The following is an 18,492-nucleotide window of genomic DNA, read 5'->3' on the forward strand; positions in this document are numbered from 1 at the left end:
ATAGGTAAGGGAACGGCAAAGCCGGGACGTTCGTTACCCCGGACATGACCGCTATGACACCCGGCTCGAACATCCCTCTCACCGCCCCCCGCGTGGCGGTGGACGTCGCCGCACCGGTGCGGCTCGACGTGTCGGGTCTGCTGCTCACCGCCGACGGCAAGGTGCGCTCCGACGACGACTTCATCTTCTTCAACCAGCCCGCGGGCCCCGGCGTGACCTACACGTCGGGGGGCGGCACGACCCCCGACAAGATCACGGTGGACACCACCGCCGTGCCCGCGGGCATCGAGAAGATCGTCGTCACGGCGAGCCCGGACGCGGCGGGCCAGACCTTCCAGGGCATCGAGCCCACCGCCACCATCCGCAACGCGGACGACGGCTCCGTCCTCGCCACCTTCACGCCCCCGCAGCTCGGCGGCGAGACCGCCCTGGTGATCGTCGAGGTCTATCTGCGCAACGGCGCCTGGAAGGCCCGCGCCGTCGGCCAGGGGTACTCGAACGGCCTGGCCGGCATCGCGACGGACTTCGGTGTCTCGGTCGAGGAGCCTGCCGCTCCGGCCGCTCCGGCCGCCGCGGCGCCCGCCGCCCCGATGGCGCCCCCGTCCGGCGCCCCGGTCCAGGGCCCGCCCCCGCCGGCCGCGGACCCCCGTCTGGCCGCACCCGCCGCGCCCGCCGCTCCCCCCGCGCCCGCGGCCCCCGCCCCCGGTGCCGGGAAGATCAACCTGGACAAGGGCCGGGTCAGCCTCCAGAAGAACCAGACCGTGTCCCTGGTCAAGGGCGGCCGTCCGCTGCTCTCGCAGGTCAAGATGGGCCTCGGCTGGGAGCCCGCGTACGGCGGCAAGGACATCGACCTGGACGCCTCGGTCATCGCGTACGGCCCGCAGCGCAACCACGTGGACAGCTGCTACTTCGGCAAGCTGTCGATCGTGAACGGCGCGATCAAGCACTCCGGCGACAACCTCACGGGTGAGGGCGGCGGCGACGACGAGGTGATCGTCGTGGACCTGGGCCGGCTGCCGCAGGACGTGACGGGTCTCGTCTTCACGGTGAACTCGTTCTCGGGCCAGAAGTTCACGCAGGTCGCCAAGGCCTACTGCCGCCTGCTCGACGCGGCCACGGGCGAGGAGCTGGTCCGCTTCGACCTCACGAACGCCGAGGCGCAGACGGGCGTGATGATGGCCAAGCTCATCAAGCAGTTCACCGGAGAGTGGGAGATGACCGCCATGGGTGACTTCGTGAAGTCACGGACCGTGCGCGGCATGGTGAAGCCCGCGGCGCAGGCGCTGTAGCCCCGCGCGGGCGCCCGCGCGGGGTGTGTGACCCGCGGGCGGACAGCGCAGGGGCGGCCGACGGGGAAGGGTGCACCTTCCCCGTCGGCCGCCCCTTGTCGTGCGTGGGGACGCGCGCGCAGGCGTACGTCAGGTCAGAGCTTGGCCAGCTTGGGGTAGGGGCTCAGGAACCTTCCCTGGCGGCCTGCGAAGTCGATGACCACTGCTTCCTCGCCTTCCACTCCGACGATCCGTCCGAGTCCGTACTGGTCGTGGGAGACCCGGTCGCCCACGGCGAACTGCTCGATGGGCGGTGCGGGGGGCGGCGGAACGTTGAAAGGACTGTTCGGCAGGTGGCGTCGGGTACCGGGGGGCCTCGTCATGTTCCGAGTATGCGCCCTCCGGACCCCGGCGCACCATGCTCCGAGCTCACACGGTCCTCACATCGGCATCAAACCGACACACAATGGCACGGCCCTCGTAGCGGAACGTAGTTGTTCCGTGGCCCCACGCGCACGACGGGCACATCTGTGCCCCGCGTCTCCCGATCGCCTTTCCGTCCTCGCGGGGCGGCGGCGGGAAAGCGCCGGGTGAGGAACCTCATCAGAACAGGGCACTGTAGGCATTCAGGGTGGGCTGCCCGCCGAGGTGGGCGTACAGGACGGTCGCGTCGCGGGGGATCTCTCCCCGGTCCACCAGATCGATCATCCCGGCCATCGACTTCCCCTCGTAGACCGGGTCGGTGACCATGCCCTCCGTGCGGGCCGCGAGCCGCATCGCGTCGAGGGTCGCCTCGTCCGGGAGCCCGTAGGTGCCCGCGTGGTAGCGCGCGTCCAGCTCGATGTCGGCGTCTTCGACCTCGGTCTGGACGCCGATGAGTTCGGCCGTCCCGCGGGTGATCCTGGTGATCTGCTCACGGGTGCGGCCGGGATCGGCGGAGGCGTCGATGCCGAGCACGCGGCGGGGACGCCCGCCCTCCTCCGCGAGCGCGGCGAACCCGGCGACCATGCCGGCCTGCGTGGAGCCGGTCACCGAGCAGACCACGACGGTGTCGAAGAAGACGCCCAAGTCCTCCTCCTGCTCGGCCACTTCGTACGCCCACTGGGCGAAGCCGAGGCCGCCGAGGCGGTGCTCGGAGCAGCCCGCCGGGATCGCGTACGGCTTGCCGCCCGCCTCCTCGACCTCGCGGACCGCCTGCTCCCAGCTCTCCTTGACGCCGATGCCGAATCCGGCGCGCACGAGGCGTACGTCGGCGCCCGCGAGCCGGCTGATGAGGATGTTGCCGACCTTGTCGTAGACGGAATCCGGCCAGTCGACCCAGCTCTCCTGGACCAGCACGCACTTGAGTCCGGCGCGGGCTGCGACGGCCGCCACCTGGCGGGTGTGGTTGGACTGGACGCCGCCGATCGAGACGAGGGTGTCGCAGCCCTGGGCGAGCGCGTCGGCGACCAGGTACTCCAGCTTGCGCGTCTTGTTGCCGCCGTACGCGATGCCGGAGTTGCAGTCCTCGCGCTTGGCCCAGAGCGTGGCGCCGCCGAGGTGGTGGGTGAGCCGGTCGAGCGGGTGGACGGGCGAGTGGCCGAAGAGCAGGGGGTAGCGGGCGTACGAGTCGAGAGGTGCGGGCACGGGGGCCTCCGTGGGATGCGGTGTCGTCAGGGGTGGGCGAGTTCTTCCAGGCCGCGCCAGATCTCCGTGGTGACGGCCGCCGCCGCTTCCGGGTCGCCGTCCGCGCACGCGTCGATCAGCCGCGCGTGCAGTTCGGCGGAGCCGCAGGTCACGCCCTCGCCGAAGCGCTGCCTCTCCAGGCGGCGGATGAGCGGGGTGTAGCGGGTGATGGTGGCCGCCGCCGCGCGGTTGCCGCAGGCCGCGACGAGGACGCCGTGCAGGTCGTCGTCGGCCCGCAGGGCGCCCTCCACGTCACCGGAGGCGACGGCCGCCGCGAACCGGCGGTTGGCCTCCCGCATCGCGTGGAGGTGGACGGGCTCCAGGCGGGACACCGCGCCGCGCGCGACGAGCTCGTGCATGGCGCGGACGACGGCCGCCGCGTCCCGGACGCCGGCCGCGTCCAGCGGCGTCACACGGGTGTGGCTCTGCGGTTTGGACTCCAGGAGGCCTTCGTCGACGAGCCGCGCGAACGCCTCACGGACGGGCGCGCGGGACAGGCCGAGCGACGCGGCGAGGTCGGCGTCCCGCACGACGCTGCCCGGCGGGATGTCGCCGCCGACGATCGCGTCACGGATCGATGCGTACGCCTGGTCCCTGAGCAGGGTGCGGCGCACCGGTTGCATGGCTCCCATGCACTGAAATGTTAGATACCAATTCCCGTCACGGACAAGGGGCTTGCAGCCTCACGCGCGCAACCAAGGCCAGTCGCTCGACACCCTCGCGCACACCGGCGCCAACTTCATCGGCAGTCGCCCCGCGACGCATCGAGGATCCCGTCGCCTTAGTTGCGGAGGGGCGTTGAGGAATGCCTCGAACCCGTCGTCATCAAGTAGCTGTTGGGTCACGCGCACATCGGCGTCACCTCACCGCTCAAGCCCCCGACCGCCCCTGACGAACGCACGCAACGGCGGCGAGCGCCCCTGATGTCCGCCGCCGTCGCCGTCAACTACTGCCGGAAGCTATGGAGATAGCACTTGATATCGGACGTGAAGGAGGCTAGGCGTTTACCGATGAGAACTACCGAGTGATCGTCAGAGAACCGCAATCGCCTCGCCGACGAGTTTGCCACCCAAAGACGAGTCAGCCCCTACTCTCGAAACGCCTACGCGCCGCATTTATGTTGCTGATCACATCAAGTAGCGAACGCCCAAGCGAACGTTCCTCGACATCAAACTCGCCCACCTTCCCCCCGGAGATCCTGTACGCATCCAAATATGAGACCCAGGACTCATAAACACTCCGGAGCTGATTATTGGTCACATAGGACAGTTCCGCTAGCTCCCTTTCGGAAGCGGAGCAACTCTTACCCTCAGAACCAAGCCAAATACTGAATCGAGCGCATTCACTCAAGAGTTGCCCAATCAAGTCGATGAGATCATTTCCGACCGTATTACTTGAAAGCATTCGGATCGGCAGATCTACCTTGATCATCCCAGTGGGCCCTGACAGCTCGGCAGGTGGAGGCCATGATGGAGGCATCTCTTCCAACCATGCCCAATCATCCGGAAGGGACATTCTTTCTCCTCGCGCTCTTCAATCCCGCCAGCTTCTCGCTCGGCGACATGTCCGGCTCGGCGTCGTCGTCATGCAGGGGTGGCAGGAACAGGCCGCGTCGGCTCTTCTCCCGCTTGACCTTCCGGCGCTCGCCGTAAAGCCGCTGATGCTCCTCCCGAACCACGTCCCATCGTCGGTCGAGCTCTGCTTCCCGCGCCAGCAGCTCCTCGTCGCTGAGGTCGGCGAACTCGGTGGCGGCCACACGTGCCTCGCGGGCACGACCCGGACACCACCCTCGTCATCGACCACTGGGCCTACCAGGGCTCGGGCTACAGCCCCGGCGGCGCGCTCCTCGCGGCCCACGTCTGGCACCGCCGGGAACTGGAACGCCGGTTCATCGCCGAAGAGGGCTGCGGATGAACGCGCAGGAACCCGCCCCGCCCCGGCGGGGACTGAGTACGCCGGAAGAGCTGCTGACCGTGCCCCAGGTCATGGCCCGTCTCCAGCTCGGCCGCTCCGCCGTCTACGACCTGCTCCGCACCGGCCAGCTCGCCTCGATCACCCTCGGCCGCGCCCGACGCATCCCCGCCCACTCCCTCACCGACTTCATCCGCACCCGCCTCGAACAGGAAGCTGCCTGATGGCCACGCCCCGCGACAACTCCGCCTCCCGCCGCGTGCGCGCCAACGGTGACGGGACCGTCTACCAGCGCAAGGACGGCCGCTGGGAAGCCGCTGGGTACGTCCTCGCCCCCGCAACACCCGCAAGCGCGTCCGCGTCTACGGCACGACGCGCAAGGAAACCCTGGCCAAGCTCACCGAGAAGATCGCCAACAGCAACCGCGGCCTCCGCATCCCCTCCGCGCAGGGCAGCGTGGTCGCGTACCTGACCTATTGGCTGGGGAACGTCGCCGTCCACCACCTCCGCGAGAACACCCACACCCGCTACACCACCTGCATCAACCGGTACCTCATCCCCGGCCTCGGCAAGAAGAAGCTGGCCAAGCTCACTGCCAAGGACGTCCGCACCTGGCTCAACCAGCTCCGCACCACCTGCCAGTGCTGCACGCGCGGCCTCGACGCCCGACGCGACCAGCCCCGCTGCTGCGCAGCCGACCAGTGCTGCCACAAGCTGCTCTCCCCGCTGACGCTCACCTACATCCACTCCGTACTCAAGTCCTCCCTGGAACACGCCGTCCGCGAAGAAGAGATCCCACGCAACGTCGCCCGCAACGTCCGCACCGGCACCCCATGGCCCCGACGCATCGAACCCCTCACCGCCGAGGAAGCCCGCCAGTTCCTCACCGCCGTCCAAGGCCACCGGCTGCATGCCCTGTTCGAACTCGCCCTCCGCACCGGACTCCGCAAGGGCGAACTCCTCGGCCTGCACTGGGAAGACCTCGACCTTGACGCGGGCACCGCCGCGATCCGCCGAACCTTGCAGCGCAAGGCCGCAGGCGGGCTCACCACGCTGCCCACCAAGACCCGGGCCTCCGAACGCCGCATCGCCCTCCCTACCCGCTGCGTCCAGTCGCTGAAGCACCACCACGAACAGCAGCGGCACGAACGTGCGACCGCAGACACGGCGTGGCAGCACAGCGGGCACGTGTTCACCACAGCGCAGGGTCGACCGATCGACCCGACAAACCTGACCCGCACCTTCATCGCGCTCCTCCGCAAGGCCGGCCTCCGCCACATCCGCTTCCAAGACCTCCGCCACTCCACCGCCACTCTGCTCTTGGAACAGGCGTCGAACTCGTCGTGATCAAGGAACTCCTCGGTCATGCCAACATCGGCGTCACCGCCACCATCTACGCCCACGTACGACTCCGCCTCCAACGCGACGCCATCGACCTCCTCGGCCACGCCCTCCGCAACCCTGCCGAGATCACCGGCAAGCCCGATGACGGCGGCGAACCACCCCTCGTCGGAGCCACCGTCCGTTAACGTTGCCGTCAACTACTGCCGTCAAACGCCGCTGAGGCCCCATCAGGCACAGCCGATGGGGCCTCAGATTTACAGTTGCAACTATCTTGAATGTATTACGGGGGTCGACGCGCCCGCACCATCCGCCCTGTGCAGGGTGCGCGAATACTCCGCACTACAGCCGAAACGTCACCCCGGCGAAACCGTCGAACTCACCAAAATCCTCATAGCAGTACTGAGGCGCACCCGCAGGGTCGATGTCAAGTCCACAGAAGTATCGGATTCCTGGCGCTTTCCAGTAGATGTAATCCAAGTTGGAAAGCCCGTCCTCCAACGAGCAGATGATTCCCGGTTGCTCGGGGGAGAACAGGGCGAGCAGGTTTGAATGCGCGCCGACCCTGTATCGCATAGCACGCGATACAAATTCGGCCTCACTCACTCCCGATGCGTCAAGTTCCTCATGGTCAACGTTGCGCCAATCCAATCGAGTCGGCAGCCACGGGAACTCGATGAGGTAGTCGTGGAACTCCGCGCAAGCCTCTTGCGGAGCCACCAAAGCCCGCCCAGATGAGATCCACTGCGCCAAGTGTTCATTCTCGATGTAGTTCATGCCCGACCTAGGTGCGCGGGAAGCGGTTCATGATTGCGCGGTAGCCACCCTCGGTCATGTCGTCCAATATGGCTGCCCCACCTCTCCGGCCAGAACTCCTCTTGGGTCCACTGGTCCTGTCCCACCAGTTGATGTGAACACCCTTAGGCGACTTCGGATCGAAGTCCATCCTCCACCCACGCAGCCCGTCGGGACTCTGCATTCCCGAATACACCTTGTCCTTCATGGGCCCGAGCTCCTGCTTGAACGGAACTGCATCATCCCCCAGCCCCGCCTCTGCCCTGGCTACGTCACGCCCCTCGTTCAGGCTGTTCACATGAACGTGGTCTTCATCAATGAGATTGCAGTTGTGAACTAGGACCGGCGTCCGTCCTGCCAGTACATAGTACGTGTGCTACGCGGCCCCTCTCTATCTGCGTATTCGCAGATCAGCGGCGCTTTTGGGTTCCGCCGGTGTCCGTGGTTGTACGGGGGAATCCGTGGGTGTTGCCGTCGCTACTGCCGTCAGACGGTACTGGCCGCGCGGTCGCGCTGTACCTGAAGTGGTGCTGGGGCAGGGGACTTTACTGCCAGGCTCCGGGCTCAGCGCAGAGGAGGGTGCGGGTGGTCTGTTCGTACAGCTCGTGGCCGGTGGCGGCGCAGTGTCCGGCGATCCAGCGGGTCAGTTCGTCCGGGGTGTGCAGGGGGCCGGAGGTGCCACCGCAGTTGCGGTCTTCGCCGGTGACGCACTCCGCCGCGACGGTCGGCAGGGCCAAGGTGTCGGGGACGGTGGTCACGTGGTACTCGCGGAATCGAAAGCGGCCACGGGCAGTACTGCGGGCCGGTGCGTCGGTGTTCGTGGAGTCAGACATCTTCGCCCGCTTCCTCTTCCTCCTCCGGGCCCGGGAGGCGTTGTCCGCGTGAGTCGGCGACCCGGAGTGCGTCGGAGAGGGCTTCGGTCAACCGGCAGGCCAGCCAGCGGTATTCGGTGGCCGACAGGATCTTCGCGCCGGGGGCTGTGGTGTCTCGGGCGTACTCCAGCAGTTCCGCACCCATACCGAGTTGTACCGACTCGATGTTGTCGGCGAGGGTGGCGAGGTAGCCGCGGCCGTCGGTGCTGAGGTAGCAGGGTTTCCCCTCGGCGGTGGCCCACTGCAGTAGGCGCGGCCCCTGCATAGCGGGACCCTCTGGCCACGGTGTCGCACGCTCAGCCATCGTGTTGCCCTCTCCTCGACTCGATCAGGGGTTGTTGATCAGCGTCCCGCTGGCGTGGACCTTGCGGAGGAGCCAGCATGTCTGCCTAGCTGTCTGCCAAGCTGGTGGGGTGCGGGAGACAGTCGGAGAACTGGTCAGGCGGCTGCGTCTGGCGCGTGGTTGGAGTCAGCGGCGGCTCGCCGAGGCTGCTCCTGGGCGCGTTCCGCCGACGCGAAATGACGTGTCCCGTTGGGAGATCGGGACACGGTCTCCGCGCGAGTGGCTGCCCTTCCTCGCGCAGGTGCTTCAAGTGCCGCGCGAGATGCTGGAGATGGCAAAGGCCGTTCAGCCGGTCGAGTCCGCGCCGTCGGTGCGGTCCGTCGCCGACTTTCTGCCCGAGGGCGATCCGCTGGCCCCGCTGCGTGCTCGTACGGGCCGCCGGATCGGGGCGGGACAGGTGGCCGACCTGGCCCAGAGGGTCCACGGCCTGCGGCTGGCTGACGATGTGGTCTACGGCAAGGACCTGATCAGGCCCGCCCTGCGCGAGCTGCAAGCGGCGGTGAAGCTCTACCGCGAGGGCACACACACCGAGGAAGTGGGGCGCGAACTTCTACGGGCCATCGGAGAGTTGGCGCAGATCGCCGGGTGGGTGGCCTCGGATGCGGGGGAGCATGCCGAGGCGGAGCGCATCTACCAGCTCGGCATGAGCGCCGCACAGGCCGCCGGGGACGGCGTGCTGTCCGGGAACGTGGCGGGCTCGCTGGCCTACCAGTGGAGCAACACCGGCCGGACAGCGGACGCAGTGGGACTGGCCCGCGCCGCGCTGAAGGATGCGGGTCCGGACGCCCCGGCGAAGGCACGCGCGCTGTACCTGGACCGTGTCGCCTGGGCACATACCCGTGCCGGGCAGGACCGCCCGGCGATGACCGCACTCCGGGAAGCAGCCGAGGCTCTGTCCGAGGACTCGGCCGGCACCGAATCTCCGTCGTACCTGTACTGGATGGACGCCGGAGAGTTGCAGGTCATGGAGGCCCGCGTCTACACCGAACTGCGGCGCCCGCTGCGGGCCGTGCCGCTGCTGACGGACGTGCTCGGACTCTACGACGCCAGCCACGCCCGGGAGCTGGCGCTGTACCTTTCCTGGCTGGCAGTGGCCTACGCCGAGGCCAACGAGCCCGAGGCCGCAGCGGGAACAGCGGGCCGGATGTGCCCTGGGGCAGAGCGGCAGCGAACGCACGGCGGAACGCACGAGGATCGTGCTCGATCGACTGCGGGCCTATCGCGACGTGCCCGAAGTCGCCGAACTGCTGGCGTCCTGAGCGCCCTCGGAGTCGGCCGTCCGCCGGCCGGAGTCAGTCTCCGGCAGATTCCGGGCCTGAGTGGGAGGGGGTCCCTTCCGGGGCCACTTCTCCACCAAATCCCGCCGCTACTCCACCACCCTCGGCGCGCTGCGCGACGCCCGCCGCACCTGGCGCACCGAACAGATCCGCGCTCATGCCGGCCTGCCCGAGCCCGAGCCGGCCACCACGCTCGTCGTCGGCCACTGGGCCTACCTCGGCACCGGCTACAGCCCCGGCGCCGCGCTCTTCGCCGCCGCCGTCTGGCACCGCAGAGAAATCGCACGGCAGTTCGTGGCCGAAGGGGGTTACTGATGACCATGCAGGCAGCCGCCGCACCCCACCAGGGGCCGAGCACGCCGGGGGAGCTGCTGACTGTTCCACAAGTCATGGCCCGTCTCCAGCTCGGCCGCTCCGCCGTCTACGACCTGCTCCGCACCGGCCAGCTCGCCTCAATCACCCTCGGCCGCGCCCGCCGCATCCCCACCCATGCCCTCACCGACTTCATCCGCACCCGCCTCGAACAGGACGCGGCCTGATGACCACACCTCGCCCCGCCTCCTCCCGCCGCTCCCGTGCCCGTGCCCGTGCAAATGGCGACGGGACCGTCTACCAGCGCAAGGACGGACGCTGGGAAGCCGCCGGATACATCCTCGCCCCCGGCAACACCCGCAAGCGCATCCGCGTCTACGGCACCACCCGCAAGGATGCCCTCGCCAAGCTCACCGAGAAGATCGCCACCAGCAACCTCGGCCTGCCCGTCGCGGCGGCCAACATCACCCTCAGCGCGTACCTGAAGTACTGGCTGAACGGCGTCGCCATCCGTCAGATACGGGAGAACACCCACACCCGATACGCCGCCTGCGTCCGCCTCCATCTCAACCCCGGCCTCGGGGCCAAGAAGCTCGCCCGACTCACCGCCCGCGACGTCCGCACCTTCCTCGACCGCCTCCGCCTCACCTGCCAGTGCTGCGCCCAAGGACGCGACACCGACCGGCACTCCTGCTGCGCAATCGGGCAGTGCTGCAACAAGCGGCTCTCCCCGCTGACCGTGACCTACGTCCACTCGGTCCTCAAGTCCGCCCTGGAGCACGCCGTCCGCGAAGACGACCTGCCCCGCAACGTCGCTCGCAACGTCAAGACCCCAGCACCCCGCCCCCGGCGCTTCAAACCCTTCACCGCGAGCGAGGCCCGGCAGTTCCTCCACGCCGCCAGCAGCGACCGGCTCCACGCCCTGTACGAACTCGCCCTGCGCACCGGCCTCCGCAAGGGCGAGCTCCTCGGGCTGCACTGGGAAGACCTTGACCTCAACACGGGAACCGCCACCATCCACCGTTCCCTCCAGCGCACCCGCATCGGCGGCCTGACCATCCTGCACACCAAGACCCGCGCCTCCGAACGCCGCATCGTCCTCCCCACCGAATGCGTCAACTCCCTGAAGATTCATCGGGAACAGCAGGAGGAAGCACGCCGGGCCGCGGGGACGATCTGGTCGGACAACGGCCTCGTGTTCACCACCCCCACCGGCGGCCCACTCGAACCCGCCAACCTCACCCGCAGCTTCAGCAGACTCCTCAACGGTGCAGGACTTCGCCGCATCCGGTTCCACGACCTCCGACACTCGACCGCCACCCTGCTCCTGGAACAGGGCATCGACCTCGTCATCATCAAGGAACTGCTCGGCCACGCCCACATCGGCGTCACCGCCGGCGTCTACGCCCATGTCCGACTCCGCCTCCAGCGCCAGGCCATCGACACCCTCGGCAACGCCCTCAGCCAGAGCGACGACGACCCCGACAACCCATCCGTCACAGTCATCGTCCGCTGACGTTGCCGTCACCGTTGCCGTCAAGGCACCCGAAAGCCCCACCGGCACCACTGCCGGTGGGGCTTTGCGATCATTCAGCGAATGAACTCTAATTACTCGCCGCACCCGCTGAAGGGCGCGCTATTTCTTTCGCGTAAGCGATCGTCTCGGCGACCACATCCACATCGGCCTCCCTCGCCATGGGCATCAGATAGAGCCCCTCTGGAGAATCAATACGGATCTCGCATACGCAATCTCCAGTATCCATGGCACGGCATTCAACATAGCTGGCATCTTCGTGAATGCTGGCCACCATGAAGAGGCGATATTGACGCCCGGAAATCTCTGCAATCCTCACCCGAGGAACCCTTCGAACGTGAGTCCGCCTCCGCGCGTACTCCAGCGTGCACCGTAGCTTCCGCTTGGATGCCATATGTCGCGAACAGTTCCCCCATAGTGCGCCGAGGCGGAACCCAGTGTGTCTGTACTACCTGGATTGGTCAGCAACTCAAGGACCATGTCGTCGCCCATTTCCGTACGCTCTGCATCCGACGCGAGGGTCGGGAACTTGCTCGCATGAGCTGGCCCTCGACTGGGGTCTGCATGCTTCTGCAACGCCCGCCCTGCATTGCTTTGACCGCGAGCAATTTTACCGGTACGCGTGTCGATTTTGGCCTTCTTGTAAGGCCCAGTCGCCGCCTCAGCCAGCTCGTCAACGGACGCATTTCCGCAATTGTGAACGAGGACCGGCGTAGCCCCCGCCAGCACATAGTACGTGTGGGCATCGGCAACGGTGAGGTTGTGGACCGTTGCCTGTTGGGTGCTCCATCGCTTGACTGCACTGATCTGGACACGGTTGCCTGCACTGGTGCGCAGCGTCTCGTTTGCACGCAGGTCGGTGGCGTCGATCCATTCGCCCAGCTCAGGCACCCAGAAGGGGTGTCCATCTGTCGCGGTGACGGAGGCCGTCTTCTTTGGTCCTGCCTTGCCGTCAGGATCGATGGTGATCTTGACGAGGCGCTTGACGCCCTTGCCCTTGATCTCGGCGGTGACCGTCTTCGTGATGGTCTTGCCGGTCTTGGGATCGGTGGCCCGGACCCTGTCACCGATCTTGACGTTCTTGATGGCCTTGGTACTGCCGTCTGCCATCAAGATTTTCGTCTTTGGTGTGAAGCTGTTGGCTACGCAGCTTCCCGCCCTGTCGGCCGCATCCTCCAGTTTGTCGGCCTTCTTTTCCAGCTTCAACCAGGCCTTGAAGTCCTTGACCAGGCCTCCGACCAGCCCGGCGATCTTCTTGGCGAGAGCGGCACCCTTCTTCCAGTTCCAGGGCACGCCGTACTTCTTGGCGAGTTTGCCGAGGATGCCGCCGACCATGCTGGTGGCGATGTTGACGATGGTCGCGCCGCAAGCTCCCAGGCTGCCGGTGGTGAAGCAGTCCAGTGCGTCGGTGATGCCGAGTTCGTCGGCGACGATGCCGGCGAGTTCCTGCGCTGCTCTCTTGATGCGCGTTTCACGGGCGTTGGCCTCGGAGCGGGCTGCCGTGGCCTTCTTCTGCGCCGGGGTCGCATGCACCTGGTAGTAGGTGTAGTACGTCTTGGTGACCTTGATGTCCCAACCGCCGTTGGCGCCCGCGGAGCACTGGACGCCGACCAGCAGGCAGCCGTCGTCCTTGAGGCCGGAGGGGTCGCTGCGGGTGACCGGGTTGTTGGCGGCGTAGGCGTAGCCGTTGATCTGCTGGGGATCGGTGAAGTCGATGATGGGGTCGGCGGAGATGAACCGGCCGTTGTCCGGCTCGTATTCACGTGCCCCGACGTGGGTCAGGCCCGTTGAGGAGTCGACGGTTTTGCCGAGGAACCCCTTGTCGTCGACCCACGGCTCGGTGGTCTTGCCCCGCTCGTTGCCGAAGGGGTCCATGCGACGGCGGGTGACCGCACCCGTCTTCGCGTCGACCGCTACCGACATCGTGCCGTGGTGATCGCCGGCCAGGAACTGGACGCCCTTGGAAGTGCGCAGAGCCACGGTCTGCGAGGCGAAGGTGTAGTAGCGGGTGGCCTCGACCGTGCGGGTGGCGGTGTTGAGGTTCAACTCCATGCCCGGCAGGTAGAGGGTCTGCTTGTCCTTCTCCTTGCGCAGGAGGCGGCCGCCCCCCGCATCGTAGGCATAGGACGTGTCCTGGCCCGCCGCGGCCACCCTGCCCTCGGCATCCCACGTCAGGTTTTGGCTGTCGCCGTTGAGGACCCGCTGCCTGGTGTTGCCGGACGCGTCGTAGGTGTAGGTGTCCTGGCTGGTCACGGCCGGTTTGCTGCCGGAGGCCGGGGTGTTCTGCACGACCTTGTTCAGCGTGTGCGGACCGCCGTTGCCGGCCGCGTCCTTGCCGTAGGTGTAGGTACGGGTGACATCAGGATCGCCCGACAGCCCGTGCAGGACCTGCGAGGTGCGGTTTCCCGCCTTGTCGTAGTCGAAGGACTGCCAGTACGCGGCCGCGCCTCCGAGCGTGCTCGTCGTGGGTGCCGCGGCGCACGCCTGGTTCTGCTTGCCCGAACCCGAGGCGCCGTCGGAGGAGTTGGACGTGGCCCAAGCAGCCTTGAGGCGCTGCTGCCAGTCGTAGGTGAAGCACTGGACGTCACTCTGACTACCGGTGGGACTGTCGGCGATGGAGGTGACGTTTCCGGAGTCGTCGTAGGTGTAGTCGGCGTCGTAGGTCACCGCCGCCACGTCCTCGACGTCCACGCGGGAGTTGGTCAGCCGATTGGTTCCCTGCTCGTATCCGTAGGTCAGCCAAGCCTGCTTGCCGTCGGTACCGATGGCACCCAGGGCCAGCTGCTGCAACTGGGAGGTCGTGGCGTAGGCCGCATCGCCGACATAGGAGCCACCCAGCGACGAGGTCATCGTCGTGGGACGCTGCAGGTCGTCGTAGGAGTAGGTGAGGGTCTCCGCCGGCAATCCGCCGGCGGCGGGCAGCCGGGTTGTCTGGACCGTGCCGTCCTGGTTGTACTGCGTGCCGAACTCGTAGGCCCCCTTGAGTTCAGCCGCCTCCTTGCCTGCCACTGTCAGCGTGGTGAGGGTCGGCTGGTACATCTCATCCAGCTGAGTGTTGACCGTCGAGGACTGCACGGCGCCGTCGGCATAGCGGTAGGTGCCGTGCAGCTGGCCCTTGGCCACCTTGTCGTAGGTGGTGACGGTCAGCTTGGTGCCGGTGTCGGGCTCGCCCTCCCAGGTGGAGACGGGGCGGCCGAGCACGTCGTACTTGGTGGAGAGCTTCTTGCTGCGGGCGTCCGTGGTGCTCGTCAAACGGTCCAGCGCGTCGTACGTGAGGGTGGACGTGCCGGTGTCGGGGTCGGTGCCTGCGGTCTTGCGGCCGCGCTGGTCGTAGCCGTAGGACCAGGTGTTGTAGGCGGCGTCCGTGACCGATTCCAGCTGGCCCGCGGGGGTGTAGGTGTAGCGGGTGGACTCGTAGTCCTCCGCGGTACCCGAGGGCAGCGGCTTGTCGCCCTTGTAGCGGCGAATCTCCGTGGTCTGGCCACGGCCGTCGGTGATCGTGGTGGTGGGTGCGGTTCCCGCAGGCGGGTCGACGTGGACCCGGTCACCGCCGTGGGTGTAGGTGCTGCGCCACTTCTCCTCGTCGGCGACCTTGAAAATTTCCGCTGTTTTGCGGCCGGCGCCGTCGTACTGGGTGGTGGTGTGTCCGTTCACCTGGCCGGTGGGTTGAAAGACGGTGTCGCGGGGGGCGCCGGTGGCGTAGTAGTCGGCGTAGGTCTCGACGACATTGCCCAGCCCGTCGTAGAAGGAGTCCGCGATGACGCGGCCGCCGCTCGGGCCTTCCGTCTGCTGCTGGCGTGGCCGCAACAGCCCGTCGTACAGGGCGTACTCGACGCCGTAGGAGGTGCCGTCCTTCTCGATCTTCTCGGTCTTGACGGCGGTGGCGGCGGTACTGCGAATCAGGTAGCTGTACTTGATCGACGGCGAGAAGTCGTCGGCCTTGGGGCGGTCGGGCAGCCATACCGAGGTCAGGCGGCCCACTGCGTCGTAGCCGAGATCGGTGCGCTTGCCGTTCATGTCGGTCTGGGCCGCTGCCGAGCCCCATGAGCGCACGTACTCGGTGGTGGCGGTCCACCCCAGGGGATTGGTGTCCACCTTCTTGGTGGTCAGCCCGTCGGTCTCGGTATAGACAGAGGTGGTCGCAGTGCCGGTGGCATCGGACACCTTCAACGGGCGGCCATAGTGGTCGAAGTCCGCCACGGCGGAGGACGTGACGGTCTCGTAGGTGGCCTTGGTGCCGTTGTGCGAGGCCAGACGCTGAACCTTGGTGGTGTCGCCCTTGGTGGGCGCTGCGCCCAGCGCCTTGCCGTCGTAGAACGTCAGGTCATCGGAGATCACCTGAGTCTGACGGTCGGGTGTGGTGGCGCAGGAAACCGCCACCTTCTCCACCCGGGACACCAGCATGAGCATGTTCTTGTCGGCGTTGTCCGCGTACTCGGTGCGGATGCACTGGTTGTCGCTGCTCTGGCCGTCCTTTCCGTAGTCGTCCGTCTGGGTGGGGCGTCCGGTCGCGTCGTCGTAGCGGGTGGTGGACTTGACCAACTGCCGACCGCCACCGGACAGGGTGGTGTAAGTGGACGTGGTGGCCGGGCGTACGTAATAGGCGTTGGCGGTGGCCCAGCTGTGCTTACGGGTGGCCGTGGTGCGCTGCCAGGTGGTGCTGATGTTCTTCGAGACGACCTTGTCGGCGCTGTAAGCGCCGTTGTAGGTGGTCGTCTCCAATTCCTGGCCCGACAGTTCGTTGGCGTCGGAGTGCTTCACGCCCTCGGAATCGGTGACCTCGCCGCCCAAGCCGCGCAGGAAGACGTGCTCGGTGCGTTGGTTGGCGTCGCTGACGGTACCGGCCGACTTGGTGACCCGGACCTTGCCGTAGCCGCGCCAGTCGCTGTGGGTGCGGTATTCGTCCTTGCCGATGCCATCTGCCCTGGCCTTCTTCCAGCCGGCGTCACCGAGATAGTCGTACTCGCTGACCATGTCGGGTGCGCCACCGGTCAGGTCGGTCTGCACGACCTTGCGCACGAGGTACTTGTGGAACCAGTCGGTGATGGGGTCCTCGGCACCTGGCGGGTTCCACTTGACGGGGTAGCAGGCCTTGGTCGAGGCGTCCGGTGCGGGCAGGCCGGCAGCCGAGCATTCGACGTCGCGATAGATGATGTCCAGCGTGCCGCCGGTGTCGTTGTCGACTCCGGAGAGACGGAAGCGATTCATCGCCTGGATGTTGTCGCCGGGCTTGTCGACGCGGTTGGGCAGCTGTTGGCCCAGCAGTTCCACCGCGGGCATGTCGGCAGTTCCGGAGCCCGCGTGTCCGGTCTGCTTGATGGTGTTGAGCCACAGGGACTTGGAGCTGTCGCCGTTGTCGGTGAACAGGTGGCCCAGCGTCCAGGAGTCGACGTCCGCGTAGCCACTTCCATAGCGGATCTGCGTGGTGACCTTCGACAGCTTCTTACGGGTCCAGAAGGTCGGGGAGTTCTGGCCCTTGCACTTGGTGTCGGCCTTGCAGTTGAGGTCCCAGGGTACGTCCGGCCACCGGGTCGCGGTCGCATCTGTCAGATCGCCCGGTTCGCAGTCGGCGGCTGCGGCAAGGCACCGCTCGCCGGTGTCGAAGACCATCCGGGCGGCGGCCGGAGTGTCGTAAACCTTGCCGTCGCGCTGGCCGTAGTCGATGTGCTTGAGGTAGCCGCCGCGGGTATAGGGCTTGCCGTTCTCGCCGGTCCGCAGGCCCTGCGTGTAGTAGTTGGTCTCCTTGCCGTAGAAGTACGACATGGCATTGCCGTGCGGGTCGACGACGTAGTCGAGGTTCCAGCGCCAGGCCTGTGTGCAGTGGGCACTGGCCAGCGTCGCGTTGTAGCAGGGCTCCCCGGAGTCGTCACCGTAGACCGGGACGGTCCAGGTCGAACCGGTCTGTTCGTTGCCGGAGGTGTAGCCGGGCAGGTTGTCCAGGCCGAAGTAGTACTGGGTGCCGTCGGTGGTGGTCAGACGCCAGTGCTCGCCGTTGTTGTCGCCGTTGCTCGCGCCGGTGAGCTTTTCCATCTTGGAGTTGTCGTCGCTGCTCAGGCGCCATTTGTTGGTCTCGTCGTCCAGGATCAGCTGGCCGGAGGGGCCTCCGGCGACCTGGAGGGTGGCGTTGTCGTAGGCCCAGCACTGGTCGCCGTTGGTCTTGTCGTGTCCGTCGTCCGCACAGGGCTTGTAGCGGCGCTCGATGAAGCCCGGTTCGTAGCCGAAGCCTTCGCCGATCCAGGAGCCCTGGTTGTTGGTGGCCGCGGTCTGCCCGTCCACGGACTGGGAGTTGTAGCCCAGGGAAACGGAGGGCGTCAGGCCTCCCGGGGCAGGCGGCACCCGCATGGGGTAGGACCAGTTGAAGGCGCCCGAGGAGTTGGACACGCTCCACTCCGCGGCGGGCGAGAGCGGGCTCGCCCCATAGCTGCCCTGGTCACCGGAGGATCCTGCCTCGGCGGCCAGCATCGTCGCCGGGGCAGTGCCGGACTTCTGTGCGGCCAGGGGAACGTCCGCGCTCAGCGTCTGGCTCACCGGGCTGTTGGTGCTGGCCAGCGGCCGCCCGGTGGCGCACTCCTTCTTGCCCGGGGTGGTCAGCACGCAGGCGGGATATTGCACCAGGCGCAGCCGGGAGCCATAACCGGCGCCGTAGGCGTTGGCGAAGCCCGCGTAGTCCAGCTGGACCCGGGCCTCACCTGCCTTCTCGGACTCATCCGAGCGGGCAACCGTCATCAGGACGCCGTCGATGCCGGCGGCTTTGGTCTGCTTGCGGTCGGCGACCTCGACGTGAACGTCGGTGGGGGCCGGTCTGGAGCGGGTCGCCTTCTTGGGTGGGCCGACTTCGAGGGGTAGACCGGCCATTTTCACCGGCTTGGAGCGCAGAGATATCTCGTCACTGCCCGGCCTCGGCCAGGTGACCTTGGCCGGGGAGGTCACCCGGGCCTTCTCCGCCGGATTGGCGCCGTGGCTCTTTGCCTTACGCGTCTTGCCCGCCACCGGATCGCCCAGATCCTGTTGCACACCTGGTCGGGAACGCCCCTTGTCGGCGGCCTGTGCCTCTGGCGTGTACTGGGGCAGCAGCCCGACCGCGAGGGTCAGGCCCAGGGCGGACACGATGCAACTGCGCAGGCTGCGGTGGCGGGGCGTGGACGACGAGCGAAACCAGCGGGGTGTAGCCATG

14 protein-coding genes and 2 pseudogenes are annotated in these 18,492 nt (G+C 67.3%); 7 read left to right on the plus strand and 9 right to left on the minus strand.

The window, feature by feature from the left end; genetic code table 11:
• Positions 1-53 precede the first annotated feature (53 nt).
• The gene (locus tag QBL25_RS11920; protein ID WP_409062618.1) at positions 54-1,289 is read left to right on the plus strand and encodes a TerD family protein; all 1,236 of its coding nucleotides are present in this window, start codon (positions 54-56) and stop codon (positions 1,287-1,289) included.
• A 134-nt stretch (positions 1,290-1,423) separates the two neighbouring features.
• Here QBL25_RS11920 and QBL25_RS11925 read toward each other — a convergent pair whose 3' ends face one another.
• From QBL25_RS11925 to QBL25_RS11940, 4 genes are all read right to left on the minus strand, one after another.
• Positions 1,424-1,651: a CarD family transcriptional regulator gene (locus tag QBL25_RS11925; protein WP_135329399.1), complete on the minus strand. Its 228-nt coding sequence runs from the start codon at positions 1,649-1,651 to the stop codon at positions 1,424-1,426.
• Positions 1,652-1,871: 220 nt separating this feature from the next.
• Positions 1,872-2,894 carry a 1-aminocyclopropane-1-carboxylate deaminase gene (locus tag QBL25_RS11930; RefSeq protein WP_409057004.1) on the minus strand — a complete coding sequence of 341 codons (1,023 nt, stop codon included), beginning with the start codon at positions 2,892-2,894 and terminating at the stop codon, positions 1,872-1,874.
• A gap of 26 nt (positions 2,895-2,920) precedes the next feature.
• Positions 2,921-3,565: a GntR family transcriptional regulator gene (locus QBL25_RS11935; protein ID WP_409057005.1), complete on the minus strand. Its 645-nt coding sequence runs from the start codon at positions 3,563-3,565 to the stop codon at positions 2,921-2,923.
• 866 nt (positions 3,566-4,431) lie between these two features.
• Positions 4,432-4,689 carry a hypothetical protein gene (locus QBL25_RS11940; RefSeq protein ID WP_409057006.1) on the minus strand — a complete coding sequence of 86 codons (258 nt, stop codon included), beginning with the start codon at positions 4,687-4,689 and terminating at the stop codon, positions 4,432-4,434.
• Positions 4,690-4,691: 2 nt separating this feature from the next.
• Between QBL25_RS11940 and QBL25_RS11945 the strand changes: the two genes are divergently transcribed.
• From QBL25_RS11945 to QBL25_RS11955, 3 genes and pseudogenes are all read left to right on the plus strand, one after another.
• The gene (locus tag QBL25_RS11945) at positions 4,692-4,847 is read left to right on the plus strand and encodes a hypothetical protein (protein ID WP_409057007.1); all 156 of its coding nucleotides are present in this window, start codon (positions 4,692-4,694) and stop codon (positions 4,845-4,847) included.
• Positions 4,844-5,068 (plus strand): helix-turn-helix domain-containing protein, encoded by a 225-nt coding sequence (locus QBL25_RS11950; protein ID WP_409057008.1) that lies wholly within the window; start codon positions 4,844-4,846, stop codon positions 5,066-5,068. The genes QBL25_RS11945 and QBL25_RS11950 overlap by 4 nt, the downstream gene beginning before the upstream one ends.
• Positions 5,068-6,373: pseudogene (locus QBL25_RS11955) on the plus strand (tyrosine-type recombinase/integrase). The gene QBL25_RS11950 and the pseudogene QBL25_RS11955 overlap by 1 nt, the downstream one beginning before the upstream one ends.
• A gap of 154 nt (positions 6,374-6,527) precedes the next feature.
• On the opposite strand, the gene QBL25_RS11960 reads toward QBL25_RS11955, so the two are convergent.
• The 3 genes from QBL25_RS11960 to QBL25_RS11970 form a co-directional block, all read right to left on the minus strand.
• Positions 6,528-6,962, minus strand: a complete 435-nt coding sequence (locus tag QBL25_RS11960; RefSeq protein ID WP_409057009.1) for a hypothetical protein — start codon at positions 6,960-6,962, stop codon at positions 6,528-6,530.
• A gap of 563 nt (positions 6,963-7,525) precedes the next feature.
• Positions 7,526-7,813, minus strand: coding sequence for a hypothetical protein (locus tag QBL25_RS11965; RefSeq protein ID WP_409057010.1), 288 nt, complete (start codon positions 7,811-7,813; stop codon positions 7,526-7,528).
• Positions 7,806-8,117: a hypothetical protein gene (locus QBL25_RS11970; RefSeq protein WP_409057011.1), complete on the minus strand. Its 312-nt coding sequence runs from the start codon at positions 8,115-8,117 to the stop codon at positions 7,806-7,808. The genes QBL25_RS11965 and QBL25_RS11970 overlap by 8 nt, the downstream gene beginning before the upstream one ends.
• 1,412 nt (positions 8,118-9,529) lie before the next feature.
• Here QBL25_RS11970 and QBL25_RS11975 point away from each other — a divergent pair.
• From QBL25_RS11975 to QBL25_RS11985, 3 genes and pseudogenes are all read left to right on the plus strand, one after another.
• Positions 9,530-9,787 (plus strand): annotated as a pseudogene (locus tag QBL25_RS11975) (replication initiator); the annotation flags it as partial.
• The gene (locus QBL25_RS11980) at positions 9,787-10,011 is read left to right on the plus strand and encodes a helix-turn-helix domain-containing protein (RefSeq protein WP_409057012.1); all 225 of its coding nucleotides are present in this window, start codon (positions 9,787-9,789) and stop codon (positions 10,009-10,011) included. The pseudogene QBL25_RS11975 and the gene QBL25_RS11980, both read left to right, overlap by 1 nt.
• Entirely contained in the window at positions 10,011-11,300 is a 1,290-nt protein-coding gene (locus QBL25_RS11985) for a tyrosine-type recombinase/integrase (RefSeq protein WP_409057013.1), read from the plus strand. The genes QBL25_RS11980 and QBL25_RS11985 overlap by 1 nt, the downstream gene beginning before the upstream one ends.
• A gap of 88 nt (positions 11,301-11,388) precedes the next feature.
• On the opposite strand, the gene QBL25_RS11990 is transcribed toward QBL25_RS11985, so the two are convergent.
• Both QBL25_RS11990 and QBL25_RS11995 read right to left on the minus strand, forming a co-directional pair.
• Positions 11,389-11,637 (minus strand): hypothetical protein, encoded by a 249-nt coding sequence (locus tag QBL25_RS11990; RefSeq protein ID WP_409057014.1) that lies wholly within the window; start codon positions 11,635-11,637, stop codon positions 11,389-11,391.
• Positions 11,634-18,491, minus strand: coding sequence for a polymorphic toxin-type HINT domain-containing protein (locus tag QBL25_RS11995; protein WP_409057015.1), 6,858 nt, complete (start codon positions 18,489-18,491; stop codon positions 11,634-11,636). The genes QBL25_RS11990 and QBL25_RS11995 overlap by 4 nt, the downstream gene beginning before the upstream one ends.
• Position 18,492 lies beyond the last annotated feature (1 nt).

The organism is Streptomyces sp. SYP-A7185 (genome assembly GCF_046103685.1).
In the GTDB taxonomy this organism is placed as follows: Bacteria; Actinomycetota; Actinomycetes; order Streptomycetales; family Streptomycetaceae; genus Streptomyces.

Coding starts and splice junctions, on each gene's coding strand:
- QBL25_RS11920 (WP_409062618.1), top strand. CDS start 54: ATGACACCCGGCTCGAACATCCCTCTCACCGCCCCCCGCGTGGCGGTG.
- QBL25_RS11925 (WP_135329399.1), bottom strand. CDS start 1,651: ATGACGAGGCCCCCCGGTACCCGACGCCACCTGCCGAACAGTCCTTTC.
- QBL25_RS11935 (WP_409057005.1), bottom strand. CDS start 3,565: ATGGGAGCCATGCAACCGGTGCGCCGCACCCTGCTCAGGGACCAGGCG.
- QBL25_RS11950 (WP_409057008.1), top strand. CDS start 4,844: ATGAACGCGCAGGAACCCGCCCCGCCCCGGCGGGGACTGAGTACGCCG.
- QBL25_RS11960 (WP_409057009.1), bottom strand. CDS start 6,962: ATGAACTACATCGAGAATGAACACTTGGCGCAGTGGATCTCATCTGGG.
- QBL25_RS11965 (WP_409057010.1), bottom strand. CDS start 7,813: ATGTCTGACTCCACGAACACCGACGCACCGGCCCGCAGTACTGCCCGT.
- QBL25_RS11970 (WP_409057011.1), bottom strand. CDS start 8,117: ATGCAGGGGCCGCGCCTACTGCAGTGGGCCACCGCCGAGGGGAAACCC.
- QBL25_RS11980 (WP_409057012.1), top strand. CDS start 9,787: ATGACCATGCAGGCAGCCGCCGCACCCCACCAGGGGCCGAGCACGCCG.
- QBL25_RS11985 (WP_409057013.1), top strand. CDS start 10,011: ATGACCACACCTCGCCCCGCCTCCTCCCGCCGCTCCCGTGCCCGTGCC.
- QBL25_RS11995 (WP_409057015.1), bottom strand. CDS start 18,491: ATGGCTACACCCCGCTGGTTTCGCTCGTCGTCCACGCCCCGCCACCGC.